The following is a 19,109-nucleotide window of genomic DNA, read 5'->3' as shown; positions in this document are numbered from 1 at the left end:
GCGGCAGCCGCGGGGCGTCGAGGACGCCGCCCCCTACCAATTCATTTTCCCAATAAACGGAGGCACACTTTATGTCCGAAACCTTAGGCTACATCCATTCCGTTGAGACCTTCGGCCTGGTCGATGGTCCCGGCGTGCGGTATATCATCTTCTTGCAGGGGTGCGCCATGCGCTGCCAATACTGCCATAACCCCGAGACATGGGCCTTTACCAAAGATACCGCCAAGACCCCGCAGGAGACCTTTACTGCCGCCTACCGCTACCGCAACTACTGGCGCAGCAACGGCGGCCTGACGATCAGCGGCGGCGAGCCGCTGCTGCAGATGGATTTTGTCAGCGAGGTGTTCCGCCTGGCCCACGCCAAAAAGGTGCAGACCGCGCTGGACACCAGCGCCCAGCCCTTTGCGCCTGACGACGCAGAGTGGATGGCTCGCTTTGATAAACTGCTGGAAAACACCGACCTTGTGATTCTCGACTTAAAAGAAATTGACGACGAAAAGCACAAGAAGCTGACCGGCCACAGCAACAAAAACATCCTGGCCATGGCGCAGTATGTGGCGGCCAGGGGCGTTGACCTCTGGATACGCCATGTGCTGGTACCCGGCCTGACAGACGATGCCGACGGCCTGCGCCAGCTGGATGCGTTTATCAAGGCGCTGCCCACCGTGCGCCGGGTGGAAATTCTGCCCTACCACACGCTGGGGCTGTTCAAGTGGCAGAATTTGGGGATTCCCTATCCGCTGGACGGCGTGCGCGTGCCCACGGCGGAGGAAATCGCTGCGGCGGAGCAGCTGCTGCACGTACAGGATTACCCCGATGCCCCGAAAAACTAATTTCTACAAAAATAGTGGGAATTATTTTTGAAAAACCCTTGACACCAGCGCTTCCATATGGTAAAGTATACTCGTGGTTAGGAACTGCTAACCATAACCAACCTCGAACCGTCAACCGGCTGTTTGCCTCTCCGGTACGGTTCCTGCCAATAACAGGCTGCGCCTCCGTTTTGGCGTTTTGCTCTGCGCCTTTTTAGCGGTCTGCTTATTGCGTTTTGCCCTCATCGTTCTCTGCTCCGGACGATGGGGGATTTTTTATTGGTGCACCCCCTTAGAGGGCGCAACAATAAAAAACAACCGCGTACAGCGGTTGTTCCGATGACCCCGCCCGCGAACGCGGGCAAGGAAAGGAGACGGCCCTGTAGGGGCCGGGCATGCCCGGCCCGCAAGCTTGCGCCAAATCCCTTTTTGCGGTTCGCATTGTAGGGGAGGGATTCATCCCTCCCGGGCACTTCCCGCCGCCGCAAACGGCCACGGCGGCCAGAGGACTGGCCACCCTACAACAAAAACGGCTTCCCCCCATGGGGAAGCCGTTTTCTATTTGCTGATCCTGTCGATTTCCGCCAATTCTTCGGTTGTAAACTTCATGTTCTGCACGGCCTTGATGTTATCCAAAATCTGCTGCGTCTTGGACGCGCCGATCAAAACGGTCGTGATCTCCTCGTGGCCCAGCAGCCAGGCCAGCGCCATTTCGGCCAGGGTCTGGCCGCGGGCGGCGGCGATCTCATTCAACGCGCGGATCTTTGCGATTTTCTCCGGCGTGATGTCCTTCTCCTTCAAAAAACGCCCGTCGGTGTGTACGCGGCTGTCGGCCGGGATGCCGTCCAGGTAGCGGTTCGTCAGCAAGCCCTGCGCCAGCGGGCTGAAGGTGATGATGCCCTTGTGCAGCTTCGCGGCGGTCTCTTTCAGCCCATTGTTTTCCACCGTGCGGTCGAAAATCGAATAGCGGTTCTGGTTGATGACGAACGGCACGTGCAGCTCGTCCAGAATGGCCGCTGCCTTTTCCAGTGTCGGGCCGTCGTAGTTGGACAGGCCCACATACAGCGCTTTGCCGCTGCGCACGGCCTGTGCCAGCGCACCCATTGTCTCTTCCAGCGGGGTGTTCGGATCCATACGGTGGTGGTAGAAAATGTCCACATAGTCCAGCCCCATGCGGCGCAGGCTTTGGTCAAGGCTGGCCAACAGGTACTTGCGGCTGCCCCAGTTGCCGTAGGGGCCGTCCCACATCTCGAACCCGGCTTTGGTGGAGATGATCAGCTCGTCGCGGTAGACGCCGAGGTCGTCCCGCAGAATTTTACCGAAATTCCGCTCGGCCGCGCCCGGCTCGGGGCCGTAGTTGTTGGCAAGGTCAAAATGGGTGATGCCGTTGTCGAACGCCGTGCGGCAGAGCGCGCGCATATTTTCGTAGGGTGCCGTGTCGCCAAAATTATGCCACAGCCCCAGCGAGACGGCGGGCAGCAGCAGGCCGCTATCGCCGCAGCGGCGGTAGGGCAGGACACAGTAACGGTTCTGGGATGCCTGATACATGGTAAAAACCCCCTTTTATACTCCTATTATAAAAGCAGAAAAACGGACACACAATGGCAAAGGTGTACAAAAAACTGCGTTAAAATTTGTAGGCTTGACATAAATCTGATTTCGGATTATAATAAAAATCCGAAATCGGATTTTGAAAAGAGGCGCCCTATGCAGGAGAAACAGCGGCAGGTATATGATCTGCTTGAAATAACGAACCGCCAGTTCAATGAGTGCAACGCCCTGTACCACGCGGTGGCGCAGCGGTGCGGCCTGTCGGACGCAGCGTTCTGGGTGCTGTATGCGCTGCGCACTACGCATGAGCCGCAGACCCAGAACCGTATGGCGGCAGAGTGGGGGCAGCCCAAGCAGACGCTGAACTCTGCCGTTGCCGCCATGGTGAAAAAGGGGCTGGTGGAGCTTTGCCCGGGAAATGGCGCGCACAGCGGTAAGATCGTGACCCTGACGGACGAGGGGCGTGCCCTGGCCGAGCGCACGGTGGAGCCGGTCATCGCAGCCGAGCAGCAGGCCATGACCCGTCAGGGTCTTGCTGAGGTCGAGCAGAACTGCCGACTGACCCAGCGGTATCTGGAATGCTTACGGCAGGAGTTTGAAAAAATTGCGCGGTAGGGGCCGGGTATGCCCGGCCCGCAGGCTGTCGAAAAACGCTTGTTGAGACGACCAATGGTCGCCCCTACAAGCGTGTTTACCGTAAAAACAGGAGCATTTATGTCAAAATCAAACCGGATCCAACTATCCGACCACTTTACCACCGGGCGGCTGCTGAAATTCACGGCATCGCCCATTATCATGATGATCTTTACCTCCATCTACACCATCGTGGATGGCTTCTTTGTCTCGAACTATGCGGGTAAAACGGCGTTTACAGCGCTGAACCTCATCTACCCGTATCTTCAGATGCTGGGCTGCCTCGGCTTTATGATCGGCACGGGCGGCAGCGCCCTTGTTGCCATGACGCTGGGCACCGGCGATGAGAAGCGCGCAAACCGGCTGTTCAGTATGCTGGTGGTGGCAACCGCCGTGCTGGGTGTGCTGTTTAGCGCTTTCGGCCTTGCGCTGTTGGAGCCTGTGGCCCTGCTGCTGGGCGCAACACCGGAGCTGCTGCCCAGCTGTCTGCTGTATGGCCGCATTCTGCTGACGTTCCAGACGGCGTTCATGCTGCAATACCTGTTCCAGAGCTTCTTTATTGCCGCGGAAAAGCCCAAGCTGGGCCTGTTCTTCACGGTGGCGGCGGGCGCGACCAACATGGTGCTGGACTTCGTCCTTGTAGGTGTGGCGGGGCTGGGCCTGGCCGGCGCGGCGGCGGCTACCGTCATCAGCCAGATGGTCGGCGGCGTGGCCCCCATCTTCTACTTTATCAAGCGACGCCCCGGCTGCCGCTTATATTTCACCAAGCCGCTGTTCAGTCTGCGGGAGCTGTTCAAGGCCTGCACAAACGGCGCGAGCGAGCTGATGACGAACATCTCCATGTCGCTGGTCAGCGCGCTGTATAACATCCAGCTGCTCAAGCTGTTTGGCGCGGACGGCGTTGCGGCCTACGGCGTGCTTATGTATGTGGGCTTTGTGTTCGCGGCGGTGTTCATCGGCTATGCGCAGGGCTGTGCGCCCATCGTCAGCTACCACTTTGGCGCGGACAATAAGGACGAACTGAAAAACCTGCTGCGCAAAAGTGCGGGCATCATTGCGGTGGCCGGGGTGGCGATGCTGGCTTCCAGTGAGCTGCTGGCAGGCCCCTTGGCAAAAATCTTTGTCGGCTACGATGCGGGCCTGCTGGCGCTGACGATACACGGCATGAAGCTGTATTCCATCAGCTTTATTCTGTCCGGGTTCAACATTTTCGGCTCGGCGTTCTTCACGGCGCTGAACAACGGCGCGGTGTCGGCGGCCATCAGCTTTTTGCGCACGCTGCTGTTCCAGATCGTGTCGATTTTGACCCTGCCGCTCCTCATCGGTGTGGACGGCATCTGGCTGGCTGTCGTGGCCGCCGAGGCCATGGCGCTGGTGTGTACGGCGGGGTTTATTGTGTGGGGACGCCGGAAATATGGGTATATGTAAAAAAGAGGACGCGAAAGCGTCCTCTTTTTTACGCCAAAAGGCTTCCCCCTCGGGACTGCGCCCGCAGGCGCGTGTCGAAGCGCAACCGCCGGAGGCGGCTCTTAGCGCGGAGACTGAAGCTGTCCGCGTAAGCGGACTGATGAGGGGCGAGCTTGCCTTTTTGCCCTTTTGCGGCTCAATAGCGGCAAACTCGCCCCTCATCCGGCCTTCGGCCACCTTCCCCCGAAGGGGGAAGGCTTGAGGCGTTACTCTTCCTCTTCTGCCTCCAAAATCTCCTGCGCGACCTCGCCGCGGCTGCGGCGGGTATCCATCGCGCCCTTCTCGATGAGGCGGTGGGCCTCGGTCTCGGTCATGCCCTTTTTCTCGATCAGATAGCACTTTGCGCGGTCAACGAGCCGCAGCTGGGCGATCTTATCCAGCAGCTTGGCGTTCTCGGTGCGCAGCACGGCCAAACGCTTGTAGTTGCTGGCGGCGATCTGTACGGCCTGCCGGAACTGGATCGCCGTGAACGGCTTGCCCAGCACCAGCACGCCGAAATCCTGCAATTTGTCGGCGATCTGCTCGGCAGTGCCGGTCTTGGCCAGCAGAATGACGCCGGCGTCGGTCTTTTGCACCGCGTCGGTGCCCAGCTCATGGCCGAACTCGTCAGGCAGGGGCGTATTGATGATGATGACCTCATAGTCGTTTGTGTCCATGCGGCGGCGTGCCTCACCGCCGCTGGCAACGATCGTGGGGCGGGTGTAGCCCAGTTCCCCGATATGCCGCGCTAAATATTCATTGGCGTTGTTCCCGGCCGAAACGATCAATGCTTTGGCCATGGGCCGCCCTCCCTTCCTGATAAATTTTTGTGCCTGCCGTGTGCGGGCGGCGGAAAATTTCCGGGTGGGTCGCAGGGTCAAATAATCAGGAAGCTATGCGCTCTTTCCCAGCTGTCGGTGTCGGGAGCGGATTCGGCGTCGTGGCAGAGCTGGGTCTGGTACTCAAAGTATTTATTTTGCAGCGCGACCGGCAGCTCGGCGCTGATAAACTCGCTCTGGCCTGCTACGGTGATGGCCTCGCGCAGGGTGTGGGGCAGACTTTCCAGACCGGCAGCAGCGCTGGGGTGGAACAGGTTGCGGTTCACGGCCTCAGGCAGGGGCAGCTTGCGCTGGATGCCGTCCAGGCCGGCTGCCAGAATCAGCCCGATGACCAGATACGGGTTGCCCGCAGGGTCCGGGCCGCGCAGCTCCACGCGGCAGAACTCGCCGTGGGCGCTGGGCAGCCGCACCAGCTGGCTGCGGTTCTGGCGGCTCCAGCTCACGTAGAGCGGGGCCTCGTTGGCACCCAGCCGCGCGTAGGAGTTGGGAACCGGGTTGCAGAAGGCCGTCAGCTCCCGTGCGTGGGCAAGGATGCCCGCCACAAAATGCCCGGCCTCGCTGTCGGGGGTGAAATCACCGTCAAACAGGTTCTTGCCGTCCCGCAGCAGCGAGACATTGACGTGGAGGCCGCTGCCCGGCTGGTTGGCAAGGGGCTTGGGCATAAAGCTGGCAAACAGGCCGTTGCGGGCCGCAATGGCTTTGACCGTGCTCTTGAAAGTATTCAGATTATCGGCGGATTTCAGCGCCGTGGTGTAGCGGAAGCAGACCTCGTTCTGGCCGTGGCCGCTCTCGTGGTGGCTGTGCTCGGGATGCAGGCCCATTTCCTCGATGGCAAAGCAGATCTCCCGGCGGATGTTCTCGCCCTTGTCCAGCGGCGGAATGTCAAAATAGCCGCCCATATCCAGCGGGATGCGGGTGGGGTTGCCGTTCTCGTCCGTCTCAAACAGATAGAACTCGCACTCGCAGCCCACATTGCAGGTCAGGCCCATGGCGCGGGCGCGCTTGACGACGGATTGCAGGTAGCCGCGGCAGTTGCCCTCGAACGGTTTGCCGTTGGGCAGCGTGATATCGCAGTACATACGGATGACGCGGCCCTCGGTAGGCCGCCAGGGCAGCACGGTGGCGGTGTCAGGGTCGGGCCAGAGCACCAGGTCGCTCTCTTCCACGTTCATGAACCCGGCGATGGACGAGCCGTCGAAGCTGACGCCCTCGGCAAAAGCGCGGGGCAGCTCACTGGCGAAGAGGGAGACATTTTTCTGGTTGCCGAAGATATCGCAGAACGTCAGTTTGGCAAACTTGACGTCGTTGTCCTCAACAAAATTGAGAATGTCCTGTGCGGTGCGTTTCATAGGGAACCTCCTGTAAAAGCCTTCCCCCAAGGGGGAAGCCACACATACTCGAAAGGCCCACCTTGTGCGAGGCGGGCCTTCCGAGCTGGTGTAAGAAATAGGAAAAGGAGAATGGCGATTGTAAAATGCGGTAGGAACCGCGATTGGTCGTAGGGGCGGATGCTTGCCATCCGCCCGCGGGGGTGCGGGCCGATGCCTGGCATCGACCCCTACAACATGAGGGTGACGGTTAAATTACTCCGTATAGAACAGCATACGAGAGTAGCAGGGCAGCGGCCAGTAGTCCTCGTCGACCAGGCTCTCGGCCTCGTCGGCGGCGGCACGCAGGGCGTCCATAGCGGGAATGACCTCGTCGTGGAAGGCGTGTGCCTTGGCGGCCTCGTCGTCCATGGCGCTGACCTTGTCGGTGACTTCGGTCAGGGTATCGGCAGCGTCGGACATTTCGTCAGTGTACTTGCTCAGGCGGGTCAGGACCTTCGTCTCGGCCTTGGTGGAGATACCCTCGACTGCGGCGGTCTTGGCAGCAGCGCTGGATGCGACCTCCCCCATGTAAGCGGTGGCGGCGGGGATCAGCTGCTTGTTGGCGATCTTGAGCATCGTGCGGGCCTCGATGTTGAGGATCTTGGAGTAATGCTCCATCTCGACCTCGTAGCGGCTCAGCATCTCGGTCTTGGTCAGGACGCCGAACTCCTCCATCAGGGCGATGTTCTTGTCGTCCTTCAGGGCAATCATAGCATCGGGGGTGCACTTGCGGTTCGGCAGGCCGCGGCGCTCAGCCTCCTGCTCCCACGCATCGCTGTAGCCGTTGCCGTTGAAGATGACGCGGCGGTGGGCGTTCAGCGTTTTCTTGACCCAGGCGGCGGCAGCGCACTCAAAATCGGCGGCGTCGGCGGTCTCGGCCACGAACTCCTTCAGGCTCTTGGCCACGGCGGTGTTCAGGATGGTGTTCGCGTCGGACAGGTTCTCGGCAGAGCCGGGCATACGGAACTCAAACTTGTTGCCGGTGAAGGCGAAGGGAGAGGTACGGTTGCGGTCGGTGGTATCCTTGCTGAACTTGGGCAGGACGTCAACACCCAGATCCATCTTCATCTTGATCGGGCCCGCATAGGGGGAGTCGGTGCAGATGGCATCAATGACAGCTTCCAGCTCCTCACCGACGAAGATAGAGATGATGGCCGGGGGTGCCTCGTTAGCACCCAGGCGGTGGTCGTTGCCCGGGGTGGCGACGGAGGTGCGCAGCAGGTCGGCGTAGTCGTCAACAGCCTTGATGACAGCGGACAGGAACACCATGAACTGCAGGTTCTCCATCGGGGTGTCGCCGGGATCCAGCAGGTTTTCGTGCTTGATGCCAATGGACCAGTTGTTGTGTTTACCGCTGCCGTTGACGCCCTCGAAAGGCTTCTCGTGCTGCAGGCAGACCAGGCCGTGCTTGTCGGCGATCTTCTTCATCATCTCCATCGTCAGCAGGTTGTGATCGATGGCGACGTTGGTGGTGTCGTAGATGGGGGCCAGCTCATGCTGACAGGGGGCAACCTCATTGTGCTTGGTCTTGGCGGGGATGCCCAGCTTCCACAGCTCCTCGTCCAGCTCCTTCATAAAGCCGGAGACGATGGGGCGGATGGTGCCGAAGTAGTGCTCCTCCAGCTCCTGGCCCTTGGAGGGGGCGGAGCCGAACAGCGTGCGGCCGCAGAGCACCAGGTCAAGGCGCTTCTCGTAGTCTTCCTTTTTAATAAGGAAGTACTCCTGCTCGGGGCCGACGGTGGTGACCACGCGGTCAACATCCTTGCCGAACAGATGCAGCACCTTGCAGGCCTGGTCGGAGATGGCCTGCATCGAGCGCAGCAGCGGGGTCTTTTTGTCCAGAGCCTCGCCGGTGTAGGAGCAGAACGCTGTGGGAATGCAGAGCGTGTCGTCCTTCACGAAAGCGTAGCTGGTGGGATCCCAGGCGGTATAGCCGCGGGCCTCGGCGGTGGCGCGCAGACCGCCGGAGGGGAAGGAGGAAGCATCCGGCTCGCCCTTGATCAGCTCTTTGCCGGAGAACTCCATGATGGCAGTGCCGTCCGGCTGGGGGCTGACAAAGCCGTCGTGCTTCTCACTGGTGATGCCGGTCAGGGGCTGGAACCAGTGGGTGTAGTGGGTCGCGCCCTGCTCAATGGCCCAGCGCTTCATGACGCTGGCCACGACATTGGCGACCTCAAGGTCAAGCGGCTGACCCTTTTCAATCGTCGCTTTCAGACTCTTGTAGGTCGAGCTAGGCAGACGCTCGCGCATCTCATGCTCGTTGAAGACTTTGCTGCCGTAAAGTTCCATAACGGTTGCTGCCATACTTCTTACTCCTTTATTTCCTCTATTTACAGAAAAAGGGCGCTGCGAAAACACATTCGCAGCGCCCTTGCTGTTATGCCTCTATTATACGGGGTAAGCCCGCAAAATGCAAGTGGCAATTTGACGAAAGCAGGGCAGAATTTTCAGTGGAAAACTGGCAGGATTGTGAGGTGCGTGCGGCGGACGGAATGTGGTATAATTTCAGATAAGGGATAAAAGATAGCAGGGGAGGGATTCATCCCTCCCATGGACCTTATGGCAGCGGGAACTTTGCGGGCGGATATGGAATCCGCCCCTACGCGCAGCGCCGTAGGGGCCGGGCATGCCCGGCCCGCTGCTGTACGGCATTGCAGCGATAACGGATAGGTTGAGGGCCGGACATGTCCGGCCCCTACAGGGGAGGCAAGGATAAAAATGGAAATCGAACGCAAATGGATGGTCACGGGCTGGCCGGCAGGGCTGGAGCAGACCTCCGTTTATAATATGGATCAAGGTTACATCAGCGTGCGGCCCACGGTGCGCATCCGGCGCGAGGCTTTGCAGGGCGGGCGCACGGCGCTGGTGCTCTGCTTTAAAGGTGCGGGCGGTTTGAGCCGGGAGGAAATCGAAACGGAAATCAATGCCGAACTGTTCGCCAAGCTCGAACATTTAATAGGTAAGCCGCTCATCCACAAGGAGCGCCGCGGCTATCGGCTGCCCGGCGGGCTGACGCTGGAAGTCAACTGCGTGGATCCCGACCTGCCCACCGCCTTCTGGTATGCCGAGGTCGAGTACGAAACCGAAGCCCAGGCCCTCGCCTGGGACCCGGCTGCCTGCGGCCTGGCCGACTACCTCCACGATGAATGCACCGGTAAACCCGGCAGCAGCATGGGAGAATACTGGCTCAAGACGCGGGGGTAAGTAAGATACTGCCCAGAAAGGACATATTGTAATGGTTTTTTCAAGCGCGATATTTTTGTTCGCGTTTTTGCCGATTGTGCTGCTGCTCTACTGCCTTGCAGGGCAGCGGCTGAAAAACGGTATCCTGTTGGCGGCCAGCCTTTTGTTCTACGCATACGGAGAGCCAAAATTCGTATTCGTCATGCTGGCGTCTATCGTGTTGAACTACGCTTTTGCTATGCTCATCGAACTGCCCGGCTATGGGTCAAAACGCTGGCGCAGGGACTGGCTGCTGGCGGCGCTGGCGTGTGATCTGGGCATTTTGTTTGTATTTAAATATCTGAACTTCTTTGGGCATATGGTGGGTAAGGCGCTGCACATCGACCTGCAGCTGCCCAGCATTGCGCTGCCTATCGGCATCTCGTTTTTTACGTTCCAGGCGCTGTCCTACGTAGTGGATGTCTACCGCGGTACGACCCGCGTGCAGCGCAACCCTTTCTCGCTGGCGCTGTACATATCGTTCTTCCCGCAGCTGATCGCGGGTCCCATCGTGCGGTACAGCACGATCGCTGAACAGATCGATGACCGCAAGGTCACGCCGGAAAAACTCTCCCAGGGTGTGCAGCGGTTCATCGCCGGCTTCTGCAAAAAAAGTGCTGCTCGCCAACAATGTCGCCCTTGTGGCAGAGGCAGCTTTCGACGTACACGGGGAAAAATCCGTGGCGCTGCTGTGGGTCGGCTCGCTGGCCTACACGCTGCAAATTTTCTTCGATTTCTGCGGCTATTCCGATATGGCAATCGGCCTGGGCAAGATGTTCGGCTTTGAGTTTGAGGAAAACTTCAATTATCCCTACATGGCAAAGTCTGTCACGGACTTTTGGCACCGCTGGCATATCTCGCTGAGCCAGTGGTTCCGCGATTACGTCTACTTCCCGCTGGGCGGTTCCCGCGTGACACCTGCGCGGCATATCTTTAATTTGTTCGTTGTGTGGTTTTTGACCGGCCTATGGCACGGTGCAAATTACACTTTCCTGGCTTGGGGCATGATGTACTTTGTCATGCAGCTGGTGGAAAAGTTCCTTGTCAAGCCGCAGCGGCTGAACGGCGCGACGGCGATGGGGTGGCGTGTAGTAACGCTGCTCATCGTCAACTTCGGCTGGGTGCTGTTCAACTCACTGAGTATTGCGGACGCAAAGCAGTATATCTTCGGGATGCTGGGTCTGCGCGGCCTGCCGTTATGGAGCGCCGCCGTGACAGGTTCTTTTCGGGAATATGGTGTGTTTTTGCTGTTGGGGGTCATGTTCTCCACCCCTATTACCAAGGTGTGCGGCCAGCGGCTGTGCTTAGGGCGCGCCGGAACTGCCTGGCAAAAGGTGCTGCTGCCCCTGGGGCAGATAGCGGTCTTTGCATGGGCAGTGTCCTTTGTGGTGCTGGGGGCCCACAACCCATTCATCTATTTCAACTTTTAGTAAGGAAGTAAGTCCATGAAGGTAATACAGAAGCACCACCTTGTGCAGTACATACAAGACCACCTGCTCACGGTACTGTTCTTTGCGGCCATCGGCATCATATCCCTTGCCAGCTGCCTGACGCTGCTGCATTCCTACGTGACAAAGACAGCCATCAACAACCAAGCCACCGGTACTGAGAACGCCCTGGAAGCAGACTTTTCCGCGTCGATTCTAGGCAAAGATATGTTTTTAAACCTGAACGGCGGGGTGCGGCGGCTGCTGGGGCAGCGGCGGATGAACGAGGTCGTCAAACTGAACAATGGCTGTCTGATCCTGGATAGTGACCGCCCGAAGGATGAGGACATCCAATATAGTGCGGATGCGATGAAAGCCCTGCAAGATAAGCTGGCGGCGCAGAACATCCCGATGCTCTACGTAATGACACCGTCCAAAGTTTCACCAACTGACCCGGAATTGCCGACGGGAGAGGTAGAATACCTGAACGAAGGAATGGACAAACTCTATGCGGCTCTGGATGAGCAGGGCGTGTCCTCACTGGATCTGCGGCCTGCGTTCGAGGCGTATCCCGGCGGGTACTATGCATTGGAGTTCAAGACGGATCATCACTGGAATATGGTGGGAGCGTTTTGGGCCTACAAGCAGATCGTGGCACGTATGGAGGATATGCTGGATGTTGAGATTCCCGCAGCGCTGACGGACCTGGACAGCTACAACATTACAACGTATAAAGATGTAGAGTTTGGCGGTTATGGGCAGCGAACGGGAATTGCCTTCTCCGGGGCAGAAGACTTTGACCTGATAGAACCGGACTACGACACAGATATCGTGAATGTGACGACCGGCGAAACAGGGAGCTTTACGGATGTACTGACCCGCAAGCAGGAACTGGAAGCGAACCCGGAAAAGTTCAGAAAAGTGGTCTTGTATGACTATTTCTTCAACAAAGCGTTTGACACTTTCTCCAATCAGGGGACACCGTGTGATAAGAAAATACTGATCGTCGGTGACTCCATGACAAAGGCACTCGCGCCGTTCTTTGTGTTGACCTTTCAGAATGTGAAATGCCTGGATGCGTATAGTGCAAAGACGACCTTGACGCAGCAGCTGTTGGATGAATACCAGCCGGATGTGGTGCTCTTCGTCCATCACGCAACACGGTTGAACAGCCCGGACCTTTACGAGTTTACACTTTGATAGGAAAAAACTGTTTTTTGTAAAATCTCCCCGCCTACCTTTACAAACGCCCCCAAAACGGATACAATAAGAAATAACTACTAAACCGATACGGAAACCCGAAAAGGAGCTATGGAATGAAACGTCTTCTGCTTGTGATCGCGACGCTGCTCTCCCTGACTGTGCTGCTGGCAGCCTGCAAAAAGAGCGACGATACCTCCTCTGCAGCCACCAACCCGGGCAGCACCCCTGCCCAGGTCGAGGCGACCCCCGCGCCCACCGAACTGCCCCCCTATGAGGCCAACGTCCTGACCGGCGAGCCGAAGGGGGCCGATTACCCCGAAGGCCAGCGCATCACGGCGGTCATGGTCAACAACATCGTGGCGGCCCGCCCCCAGCGCGGCCTGTCCAAAGCCGACATCCTGTTTGAAATCAAGGTCGAGGGCGGCATCACCCGCTTTATGCCGGTCTTTACCGATTATAAGACCATCGGCGAAATTGGCCCGGTCCGTTCCGGCCGTGACCAGTTCTTCCGCCTCATCCTGCCCTGGCAGGCACTGTATATCCATGAAGGCCAGTCCGTCGTCATGCAGCAGTACGGCATCGACTACGATTACGGCAAGCTGAACAACAACGACGGTGCCAACGGCTACCGCGACTATGGCCGCGTGAACTGGGCCGGCAAGAGCTACAACGCCGGCACGCTGGCGCTGGAGCACACGATGTACACGAACTCCGACAACATCGCGAATTATATCACCAGCCAGAACGTGGATATGAACCGCACCTACAATTCCACCTTCTTCAACTTTGTGGACTACCGCCTCGGCACCACCCGCGACCTGTCCAGCAGCATCGACAGTGCCTACAGCGATAAGTACGGCCCTGTTGTCTCTGACGGCCAGTATGTCGAGATCGTCCACAGCCAGTCCTACAAGACCCGCTTCATCTATGACGAGGCCACGAACCAGTACAAGATGCAGCAGAACTACTCGGACGGCCAGTGGCGCGATACCGTGGATGAGGCCGCCGACAACCAGGTGCTGACCTTCCCCAATGTCATCGTGCTCTACACCGATATCCACACCTACCCCGGCCATGAGAAAACGGACCTGCAGTACGCTGAGTACGCCTGGGGCGGCGTTGGCTACTACTGCTACGGCGGCAAGTGCGAGAAGATCTACTGGCAGAAGGGCACCCCGCTGGAGGCTCTGCGCCTGTACTACCTGAACGAGGACGGCACCTGCAGCGATACCCCGCTGGAGATCAACACCGGCAAGAGCTATGTGGCCGTGACCGACGTTGACTTTGCCGAGAACTTTGTCCACAGCAGCCTGGACGGTGTGGACCTGTCCAGCGCTACCACCGTCACTTACGAGCACAGCTACGTCGAGGACGACGCCAAGGCTGGTGAGACGCTGGGCTCTTCCACCGACGACCTGACCGCAGCCGCCACCGGCAGCGGCGAGGCTGAGACCGTCACCGAGGCACCCGCCCAGGAGACCACCGCGAACGAGACCCCTGCCCAGGAGGAAGCCCCTGTGGAAGAGGCACCCGCCGAAGAGGCCCCGGCTGAGGAAACCCCCGTGGAGAACACCGAGGCCCCCGCAGAGGAAAACAACGTAGGCTAAACAGGTCTAACCCGACAACGTGGCTCGCCCGGCGGCGGGCCGCGTTGTTTTTGTGAAAGAGGTTTTGTATGAGAAAATTGCAGGCATTGGGCGGCGCGGCGGCTTTGCTGGCCGCACTGTTGCTGGGCGGCTGCAGCCAGACGGCTGTGCCTGCCACGCCTGAACAGGCGGCCACCGCCGCCCCCGAAGCCACGGCGGAACCCGCCCCGGCTCCCAGCACCAACCCGCTGACCGGCTTGGACGACGGCGACTACACCGGCAAGCGCCCGGTGGCCGTGACGCTGCGCACGCTGGACGGCGCACAGCCTCAGTGGGGCGTTGCCTCCGCGGACGTGCTGGTCGAGGGCGTGACCGAGGGCAGCACCGCAGGACTGACCGCTATCTTTGCCGATGTGGACAGCATCAGCAAAGTCGGCCCGGTCGGGGCGGGGCGCGACCTGTTTTTGCAGGTGGCCCTGCCGCTGAACGCTGTGCCGGTGTCCATCGACAAGAACATTTACGCCTCCAACCTGCTGAACACGCTGGGCTATCAGGACCTGGATGGCTACCACATCGGCAAGGCAGCCTTCGCCTTTGACCAGGGCCGCCAGGACGCAGGCTACCGCGAGGAAAACTGCTGGTATACCACCGGTGAGTTGATCCGCACCGGCCTGACGAACTACGGCGCATCGGCTGAGGGCGACAACACGCCGCTGTTCCGCTTTGGCACCCGGCCCGAAGTCAACCCCGAGAACCGCAACGGCATGAACCTGACCGTTACCTTCTCCAAGACCGACAGCGAACAGCTGAACTACAACACCGGCACCGGCCTGTATGAGAAGCTGAACGCAGACGGCAGCCCGATGACCGACGCCGACAACGGCCAACAGGTGGGCTTTACCAACGTGTTCGTGCTCTACGCGTCCAGCGGCATCAAGGACGATGGCTACACCCGCCAGTACGATATGACCGGCGGCACCGGCCTGTACTTGCAGGGCGGCGCGTGGGAGCAGATCAACTGGACGAAAGAGGATGCCACCGGGCCGTTCGCTCTGACGGATGCCGACGGTGCGCCGCTGACTGTGGCCCCCGGCAAGAGCTTTATCGCTATCTGGGGCGGCTACTACGGTCAGGGCCTGACCCTGACCGCCGCCGACGGCAGCGAGCAGACTCTGCCGGAAAAGCCCATTCTGCTGGAAAGCGGTGTCTCCGATGAGGCCGCCGCAGCCGCCGAGGAAGAACTGAGCGCGGCACAGCGGATCATCGACGCACAGGCTGCCGTGGATCAGGCCAAGGCTGATCTGGCCGACGCGCTGGACGAATTGCAGGAGGCTCAGGCTGCCTGTGATGCCGACAGTGAGAATGCCGACCTGTTGGCTGCCCGCGACGCTGTTCAGGCCAAAATCGACGAGCTGAATCAGACCATCGCTGACAATCAGGCTATCCTCGACGCCGCCGCGCCGGAGGAAACCCCGGCCCCCGAGGAAGAACAACCGGCAGAATCCGAGTCCGAGAACCCGGCAGAATAAAAACGACTTGCAGGGGCGGACGCCTGCATCCGCCCGCGGGGCGTCGAGGACGCCGCCCCCTGCAATAAAAAAGCACCTGCTTACCATAAGCAGGTGCATTTTTGTTTGGGATTTCTGCTTCCTTCTTTGTAAAGAAGGAACAAAACCCCGCATTATTCCATCCCGTCCAGATACCCGTGGGGCACGACATCGTACGCCTCGGCCAGATGATCACGCATCCACATTTCGGCGTCCAGCCGCACACTGTACCCCGCGCCCGGGTCGGTCATCCACTCCTCCGGCTTGCGGAAAGGCAGCGCGTGCTGGGACAGCATATTCATGATAACGCCGCCGTGGGTCACGCAGGCGGCCTCCTCGGTATGGGTGCGCAGCATGTACTCAAACATCTTCATCAGCATCGAGGACGTGCGGTTGAAAAACATCTGCCGGTCCTCGGCACCTTCAGGCACCGTGCGGCTCGTCGGGTCCATCCACTGGGCAAACTCCGGGTCCTTTACCAACTCCTGCACGGCGCGGCCCTCAAACTTGCCAAAGGCCATCTCGCGCAGGTCGTCCAGCTCGATCTGCCGCACGCCCGGGAACAAAATATCCGCCGTCTCGGTGGCGCGCTTCATCGGGCTGGTGAACACCAGCGGCACCTGGGGGTAATCAAAATCCTTCACCAGCGTTTTCAGCTGGGCGCGGCCCTCATCGCACAGCGGCAGGTCACTGCCGCTGCCAATGTACAGCCCCTGTAAATTGCCCGCCGTCAGGCCGTGGCGGATCAAATGCAGTTTGTAATATTTCACTATGCAGCTCTCACTTTCGTAAATGTCTACCTATCAGCATACCCTAAAATCGTGTCCTGCGCAACCATAAATTGTTACAATTTGGTTACAGCCCGCGCCGGCTGCGCCCAACTGCCAAAATTTGCCCACAATATTTATAGCTGTACTCGCTGTATAATGACTAGATGTGGGAAAAGTCCTGCACTTCGGCGCTTTGACGGCTTTTTCAGCGGAAAATCTGTCGAATTTTCGGGTTTACAAAGCGTTTTCCACCCGCTATAATATACAGCGTGTAGAAAACATAGCAGGGGCATACTGCGGCTCGGCGCAAGTCGGCAATGCCCCGGAACAGGATAGATCATGGGGATCGAATTTAATCGGATCATCACGCTGCTGCGCAAAGAGCGCGGCATCACCCAAAAGCAGGCGGCGCAGGACCTTGGCATCAGCCAGGCTCAGCTTTCCCATTACGAAAAGGGCATCCGCGAGTGCGGCCTGGCCTTCGTGGTGCAGGTGGCGGACTACTACGACGTCAGCTGTGACTACCTGCTGGGCCGCAGTGCCGAGCGCAGCGGCCAGACCATCAACGTGGACGACCTGCCCGAGGGCAACACCGCCACCGGCGGCAGCGTCTACCGAGGCAGTGTCCTGCCCACAATGTACAAAAAATTGATCGAAAATTCGTTGGATATCCTCTACGATAAACTGCAGGAGAGCAAGGACAAGCAGCTGGTCGTGGGCGTCAGCAACTACCTGATGCTGGCTGTCTACAAGATGTTCCGCCAGATGTACGAGGCATCGCCGAAAAATATCAGCGGTATGTTCCGCGTCGGCTCGGCCCGCTGGAACAGCAGCGCCGACGCCGCCATGCACATGGCCGAGGGCGACCTGGCGGCCACCCTGACCGGCGAGGACGGCACGAAGGACAGCCTGGAACCCGCCACCCTGGCCCTGAGCACCGACCAGCTGGCCCGGGACTACCCGCGCCACGCCACCAGCCTGTTCAACCTCGTCAAAAACGCCGAGGAATCTATGCGCGGGCTGAAAAAGGGAGAATGAAGCCGTTGCCCCATAGAAAATGTAGGGGGCGAACATGGCTCGCCCGCCAACAAAACGGACACAAAAAATAAGCAGAGCATCCAACGCGGATGCCCTGCTTTACTTTTTATCGATGCCTTATTTCCCCAGTGCCTTGCGGCAGGCCGGGCAAATATACTTCCCGTGCAGCAAAACTGCGTCGGGCGAAATCTCGCCGCAGAATACACAGGCGCCTTGGGCACGGTACTTGCGCAGCACAATGGATTCCCCATCGGTGAAAATCTCCAGCGGGGTGTCGGGCGTGATGCTGTAGGTGTTGCGCAGCTCCTTGGGTAATACCACGCGCCCCAGGTTGTCAATACTGCGGACGATGCCGGTAGAAATCATCTTTCTAACCTCCTATTTTACGTTTCGACATAACAAATGCCGAAAAACGGTGTCCGTTCCTGTCGTACAGTCGGACTTGTTGTCTCTATTATACGAGCTATTGGAAACATTGTCAATATTTGGAAGAAAACAAAAATGAGGATATTTCGTGAATTTTTGTTATCCACACGAATAGGCAATAGCGTTTGTTGCGCAGTCAATACGTTTTGTAACAAATTTGACACAGACAGAATATTTGTTAAATTAGATAGGAGATAACAAAAGGCGATGCGCTCCAAAAAGCGCATCGCCTTACCTCATTATATAAGAATGCCGTTGCAGTGGTCGACCTCGTGCTGGATGATTTGCGCCGTCCAGCCGGTAAAATTCTTTACGTGGGTCTGCATGGTGCGGTCCTGCCACTGCACTTTGATGGTGCGGTGGCGCTTGGTCTTGCGCAGCCCTTGCAGGGACAGACAGCCTTCCTCGGCCAGGTACAGCCCCTTGCGGTAGAGGATGACCGGGTTGAACATTTCAAGGGGGGTGCCGTCGTTGTCGAACACGATGATGGCTTTGTTCACGCCAATCATGTTGGCGGCCATGCCGACACAGCCGTCCTCGTGGGCTTTCAGCGTGTCGAGCAGGTCATCGGCAACAGCAACATCCCCGGCGTCAGCGGGCTGGGCCTTCTGCGCCAGGAAAACGGTATCGGTCATAAGCGGTCGAACCATGGGGGAAAACCTCCTGCGTGTACTATTTTATAGTAGTATACCGCAGGCAGAGTACGTTGTAAAGCTCAATAGGGCAGCGGCCCCAGATACCCGCCCGCCGCGCGGCATTGGTGCAGCACGGTGCGGCAGGATTCATCAGCGCGGCGTAAGTACTCCTTTTTGCGGGCCAGGTCGCGGCGCTGGGCCTCCTGCATCGCGCGGAAATGCGGGCAGGACTTATGGCAACCGGGGCAATAGGCATGACAGCCTTTTTGGCAAGGCAGCATAGAGAACACGCTCCTTTCGGCAGATCAGGCAACAGAATGGGAATAACTGGTACAAGATATAGTAGGAAAGAACCGCTCTTATGCTTATAGTATACACCATAAGCTTTGTCGCATCAAGGGGAAATATGTAAGTGCTTTGTAAAGAATTGTGCGTGACCACACAGCCTTCAAAAAAATCAAAAAACTTTTAAAAACCCTATTGACATTTTTGGTTGGACAGGCTATAATATACAAGCTGTCACGGAGACGCGACAGCACAGCAGGACCTTGAAAATTGAACAAAACTGAAACTTGTGGAACCTTGAACGTGGGTTTGGAAACCC

At 58.5% G+C, this 19,109-nt stretch carries 18 protein-coding genes; 10 read left to right on the top strand and 8 right to left on the bottom strand.

Translation table 11 applies throughout. From position 1 onward, the window contains the following. Positions 1-71: 71 nt before the first annotated feature. On the top strand, positions 72-833 hold the full coding sequence (pflA, locus tag ACZO0A_RS08380; RefSeq protein ID WP_215692986.1) for a pyruvate formate-lyase-activating protein: 762 nt from the start codon (positions 72-74) through the stop codon (positions 831-833). 537 nt (positions 834-1,370) lie between these two features. Here pflA and ACZO0A_RS08375 read toward each other — a convergent pair. After that, positions 1,371-2,360, bottom strand: a complete 990-nt coding sequence (locus ACZO0A_RS08375; protein ID WP_215692984.1) for an aldo/keto reductase — start codon at positions 2,358-2,360, stop codon at positions 1,371-1,373. 159 nt (positions 2,361-2,519) lie between these two features. Here ACZO0A_RS08375 and ACZO0A_RS08370 point away from each other — a divergent pair, with 159 nt between their 5' ends. Together ACZO0A_RS08370 and ACZO0A_RS08365 are read left to right on the top strand one after the other, a co-directional pair. Further along, the gene (locus ACZO0A_RS08370; protein WP_215692982.1) at positions 2,520-2,978 is read left to right on the top strand and encodes a MarR family winged helix-turn-helix transcriptional regulator; all 459 of its coding nucleotides are present in this window, start codon (positions 2,520-2,522) and stop codon (positions 2,976-2,978) included. Positions 2,979-3,077: 99 nt separating this feature from the next. After that, positions 3,078-4,424 carry an MATE family efflux transporter gene (locus tag ACZO0A_RS08365; protein WP_215692980.1) on the top strand — a complete coding sequence of 449 codons (1,347 nt, stop codon included), beginning with the start codon at positions 3,078-3,080 and terminating at the stop codon, positions 4,422-4,424. A gap of 245 nt (positions 4,425-4,669) precedes the next feature. Here the strand turns inward: ACZO0A_RS08365 and ACZO0A_RS08360 are convergent, their stop codons facing one another. The 3 genes from ACZO0A_RS08360 to ACZO0A_RS08350 form a co-directional block, all read right to left on the bottom strand. After that, complete coding sequence (locus ACZO0A_RS08360; protein ID WP_215692978.1) at positions 4,670-5,242, bottom strand: ANTAR domain-containing response regulator; 573 nt, start codon at positions 5,240-5,242, stop codon at positions 4,670-4,672. Between the two features lie 77 nt (positions 5,243-5,319). Then, complete coding sequence (locus tag ACZO0A_RS08355; protein ID WP_215692976.1) at positions 5,320-6,630, bottom strand: glutamine synthetase family protein; 1,311 nt, start codon at positions 6,628-6,630, stop codon at positions 5,320-5,322. 234 nt (positions 6,631-6,864) lie between these two features. Then, a complete protein-coding gene (locus tag ACZO0A_RS08350) occupies positions 6,865-8,955 on the bottom strand; it encodes a glutamine synthetase III family protein (protein ID WP_291209258.1) in 2,091 nt (696 codons plus the stop codon). A 414-nt stretch (positions 8,956-9,369) separates the two neighbouring features. Between ACZO0A_RS08350 and ACZO0A_RS08345 the strand changes: the two genes are divergently transcribed. From ACZO0A_RS08345 to ACZO0A_RS08320, 6 genes are all read left to right on the top strand, one after another. Continuing rightward, the gene (locus ACZO0A_RS08345; RefSeq protein ID WP_302376543.1) at positions 9,370-9,855 is read left to right on the top strand and encodes a CYTH domain-containing protein; all 486 of its coding nucleotides are present in this window, start codon (positions 9,370-9,372) and stop codon (positions 9,853-9,855) included. 31 nt (positions 9,856-9,886) lie between these two features. After that, complete coding sequence (locus ACZO0A_RS08340) at positions 9,887-10,660, top strand: MBOAT family O-acyltransferase (protein WP_486846208.1); 774 nt, start codon at positions 9,887-9,889, stop codon at positions 10,658-10,660. Continuing rightward, positions 10,554-11,303, top strand: coding sequence for an MBOAT family O-acyltransferase (locus ACZO0A_RS08335; protein WP_486846211.1), 750 nt, complete (start codon positions 10,554-10,556; stop codon positions 11,301-11,303). The genes ACZO0A_RS08340 and ACZO0A_RS08335 overlap by 107 nt, the downstream gene beginning before the upstream one ends. A 15-nt stretch (positions 11,304-11,318) precedes the next feature. Further along, on the top strand, positions 11,319-12,500 hold the full coding sequence (locus ACZO0A_RS08330; RefSeq protein WP_302376546.1) for an alginate O-acetyltransferase AlgX-related protein: 1,182 nt from the start codon (positions 11,319-11,321) through the stop codon (positions 12,498-12,500). A 116-nt stretch (positions 12,501-12,616) separates the two neighbouring features. Further along, positions 12,617-14,110, top strand: coding sequence for a DUF3048 domain-containing protein (locus tag ACZO0A_RS08325; protein ID WP_302376548.1), 1,494 nt, complete (start codon positions 12,617-12,619; stop codon positions 14,108-14,110). A gap of 68 nt (positions 14,111-14,178) precedes the next feature. After that, positions 14,179-15,618: a DUF3048 C-terminal domain-containing protein gene (locus ACZO0A_RS08320; RefSeq protein ID WP_302376549.1), complete on the top strand. Its 1,440-nt coding sequence runs from the start codon at positions 14,179-14,181 to the stop codon at positions 15,616-15,618. Positions 15,619-15,770: 152 nt separating this feature from the next. Here ACZO0A_RS08320 and ACZO0A_RS08315 read toward each other — a convergent pair whose 3' ends face one another. Next, entirely contained in the window at positions 15,771-16,406 is a 636-nt protein-coding gene (locus tag ACZO0A_RS08315) for a histidine phosphatase family protein (protein ID WP_291209249.1), read from the bottom strand. Positions 16,407-16,745: 339 nt separating this feature from the next. Between ACZO0A_RS08315 and ACZO0A_RS08310 the strand changes: the two genes are divergently transcribed. Beyond that, positions 16,746-17,444 (top strand): helix-turn-helix domain-containing protein, encoded by a 699-nt coding sequence (locus ACZO0A_RS08310; protein ID WP_215692965.1) that lies wholly within the window; start codon positions 16,746-16,748, stop codon positions 17,442-17,444. Positions 17,445-17,561: 117 nt separating this feature from the next. On the opposite strand, the gene ACZO0A_RS08305 is transcribed toward ACZO0A_RS08310, so the two are convergent. From ACZO0A_RS08305 to ACZO0A_RS08295, 3 genes are all read right to left on the bottom strand, one after another. Next, on the bottom strand, positions 17,562-17,810 hold the full coding sequence (locus ACZO0A_RS08305; protein WP_215692963.1) for an AbrB/MazE/SpoVT family DNA-binding domain-containing protein: 249 nt from the start codon (positions 17,808-17,810) through the stop codon (positions 17,562-17,564). A gap of 299 nt (positions 17,811-18,109) precedes the next feature. Continuing rightward, positions 18,110-18,520, bottom strand: a complete 411-nt coding sequence (locus tag ACZO0A_RS08300; RefSeq protein ID WP_291231612.1) for a peptide deformylase — start codon at positions 18,518-18,520, stop codon at positions 18,110-18,112. A gap of 65 nt (positions 18,521-18,585) precedes the next feature. Then, positions 18,586-18,786, bottom strand: a complete 201-nt coding sequence (locus tag ACZO0A_RS08295) for a hypothetical protein (RefSeq protein WP_215692959.1) — start codon at positions 18,784-18,786, stop codon at positions 18,586-18,588. Between the last annotated feature and the right edge of the window lie 323 nt (positions 18,787-19,109).

The organism is Gemmiger sp. (genome assembly GCF_057431175.1).
Note: the sequence above shows the minus strand (reverse complement) of the source record. Positions and strands in the feature narration are given on the sequence as shown.

Bases quoted from the DNA above. Each gene is read 5' to 3' on its own strand.
- pflA (WP_215692986.1), top strand. From the start codon at position 72: ATGTCCGAAACCTTAGGCTACATCCATTCCGTTGAGACCTTCGGCCTG.
- ACZO0A_RS08375 (WP_215692984.1), bottom strand. From the start codon at position 2,360: ATGTATCAGGCATCCCAGAACCGTTACTGTGTCCTGCCCTACCGCCGC.
- ACZO0A_RS08370 (WP_215692982.1), top strand. From the start codon at position 2,520: ATGCAGGAGAAACAGCGGCAGGTATATGATCTGCTTGAAATAACGAAC.
- ACZO0A_RS08365 (WP_215692980.1), top strand. From the start codon at position 3,078: ATGTCAAAATCAAACCGGATCCAACTATCCGACCACTTTACCACCGGG.
- ACZO0A_RS08360 (WP_215692978.1), bottom strand. From the start codon at position 5,242: ATGGCCAAAGCATTGATCGTTTCGGCCGGGAACAACGCCAATGAATAT.
- ACZO0A_RS08355 (WP_215692976.1), bottom strand. From the start codon at position 6,630: ATGAAACGCACCGCACAGGACATTCTCAATTTTGTTGAGGACAACGAC.
- ACZO0A_RS08350 (WP_291209258.1), bottom strand. From the start codon at position 8,955: ATGGCAGCAACCGTTATGGAACTTTACGGCAGCAAAGTCTTCAACGAG.
- ACZO0A_RS08345 (WP_302376543.1), top strand. From the start codon at position 9,370: ATGGAAATCGAACGCAAATGGATGGTCACGGGCTGGCCGGCAGGGCTG.
- ACZO0A_RS08340 (WP_486846208.1), top strand. From the start codon at position 9,887: ATGGTTTTTTCAAGCGCGATATTTTTGTTCGCGTTTTTGCCGATTGTG.
- ACZO0A_RS08330 (WP_302376546.1), top strand. From the start codon at position 11,319: ATGAAGGTAATACAGAAGCACCACCTTGTGCAGTACATACAAGACCAC.
- ACZO0A_RS08325 (WP_302376548.1), top strand. From the start codon at position 12,617: ATGAAACGTCTTCTGCTTGTGATCGCGACGCTGCTCTCCCTGACTGTG.
- ACZO0A_RS08320 (WP_302376549.1), top strand. From the start codon at position 14,179: ATGAGAAAATTGCAGGCATTGGGCGGCGCGGCGGCTTTGCTGGCCGCA.
- ACZO0A_RS08310 (WP_215692965.1), top strand. From the start codon at position 16,746: ATGGGGATCGAATTTAATCGGATCATCACGCTGCTGCGCAAAGAGCGC.
- ACZO0A_RS08305 (WP_215692963.1), bottom strand. From the start codon at position 17,810: ATGATTTCTACCGGCATCGTCCGCAGTATTGACAACCTGGGGCGCGTG.
- ACZO0A_RS08300 (WP_291231612.1), bottom strand. From the start codon at position 18,520: ATGGTTCGACCGCTTATGACCGATACCGTTTTCCTGGCGCAGAAGGCC.
- ACZO0A_RS08295 (WP_215692959.1), bottom strand. From the start codon at position 18,786: ATGCTGCCTTGCCAAAAAGGCTGTCATGCCTATTGCCCCGGTTGCCAT.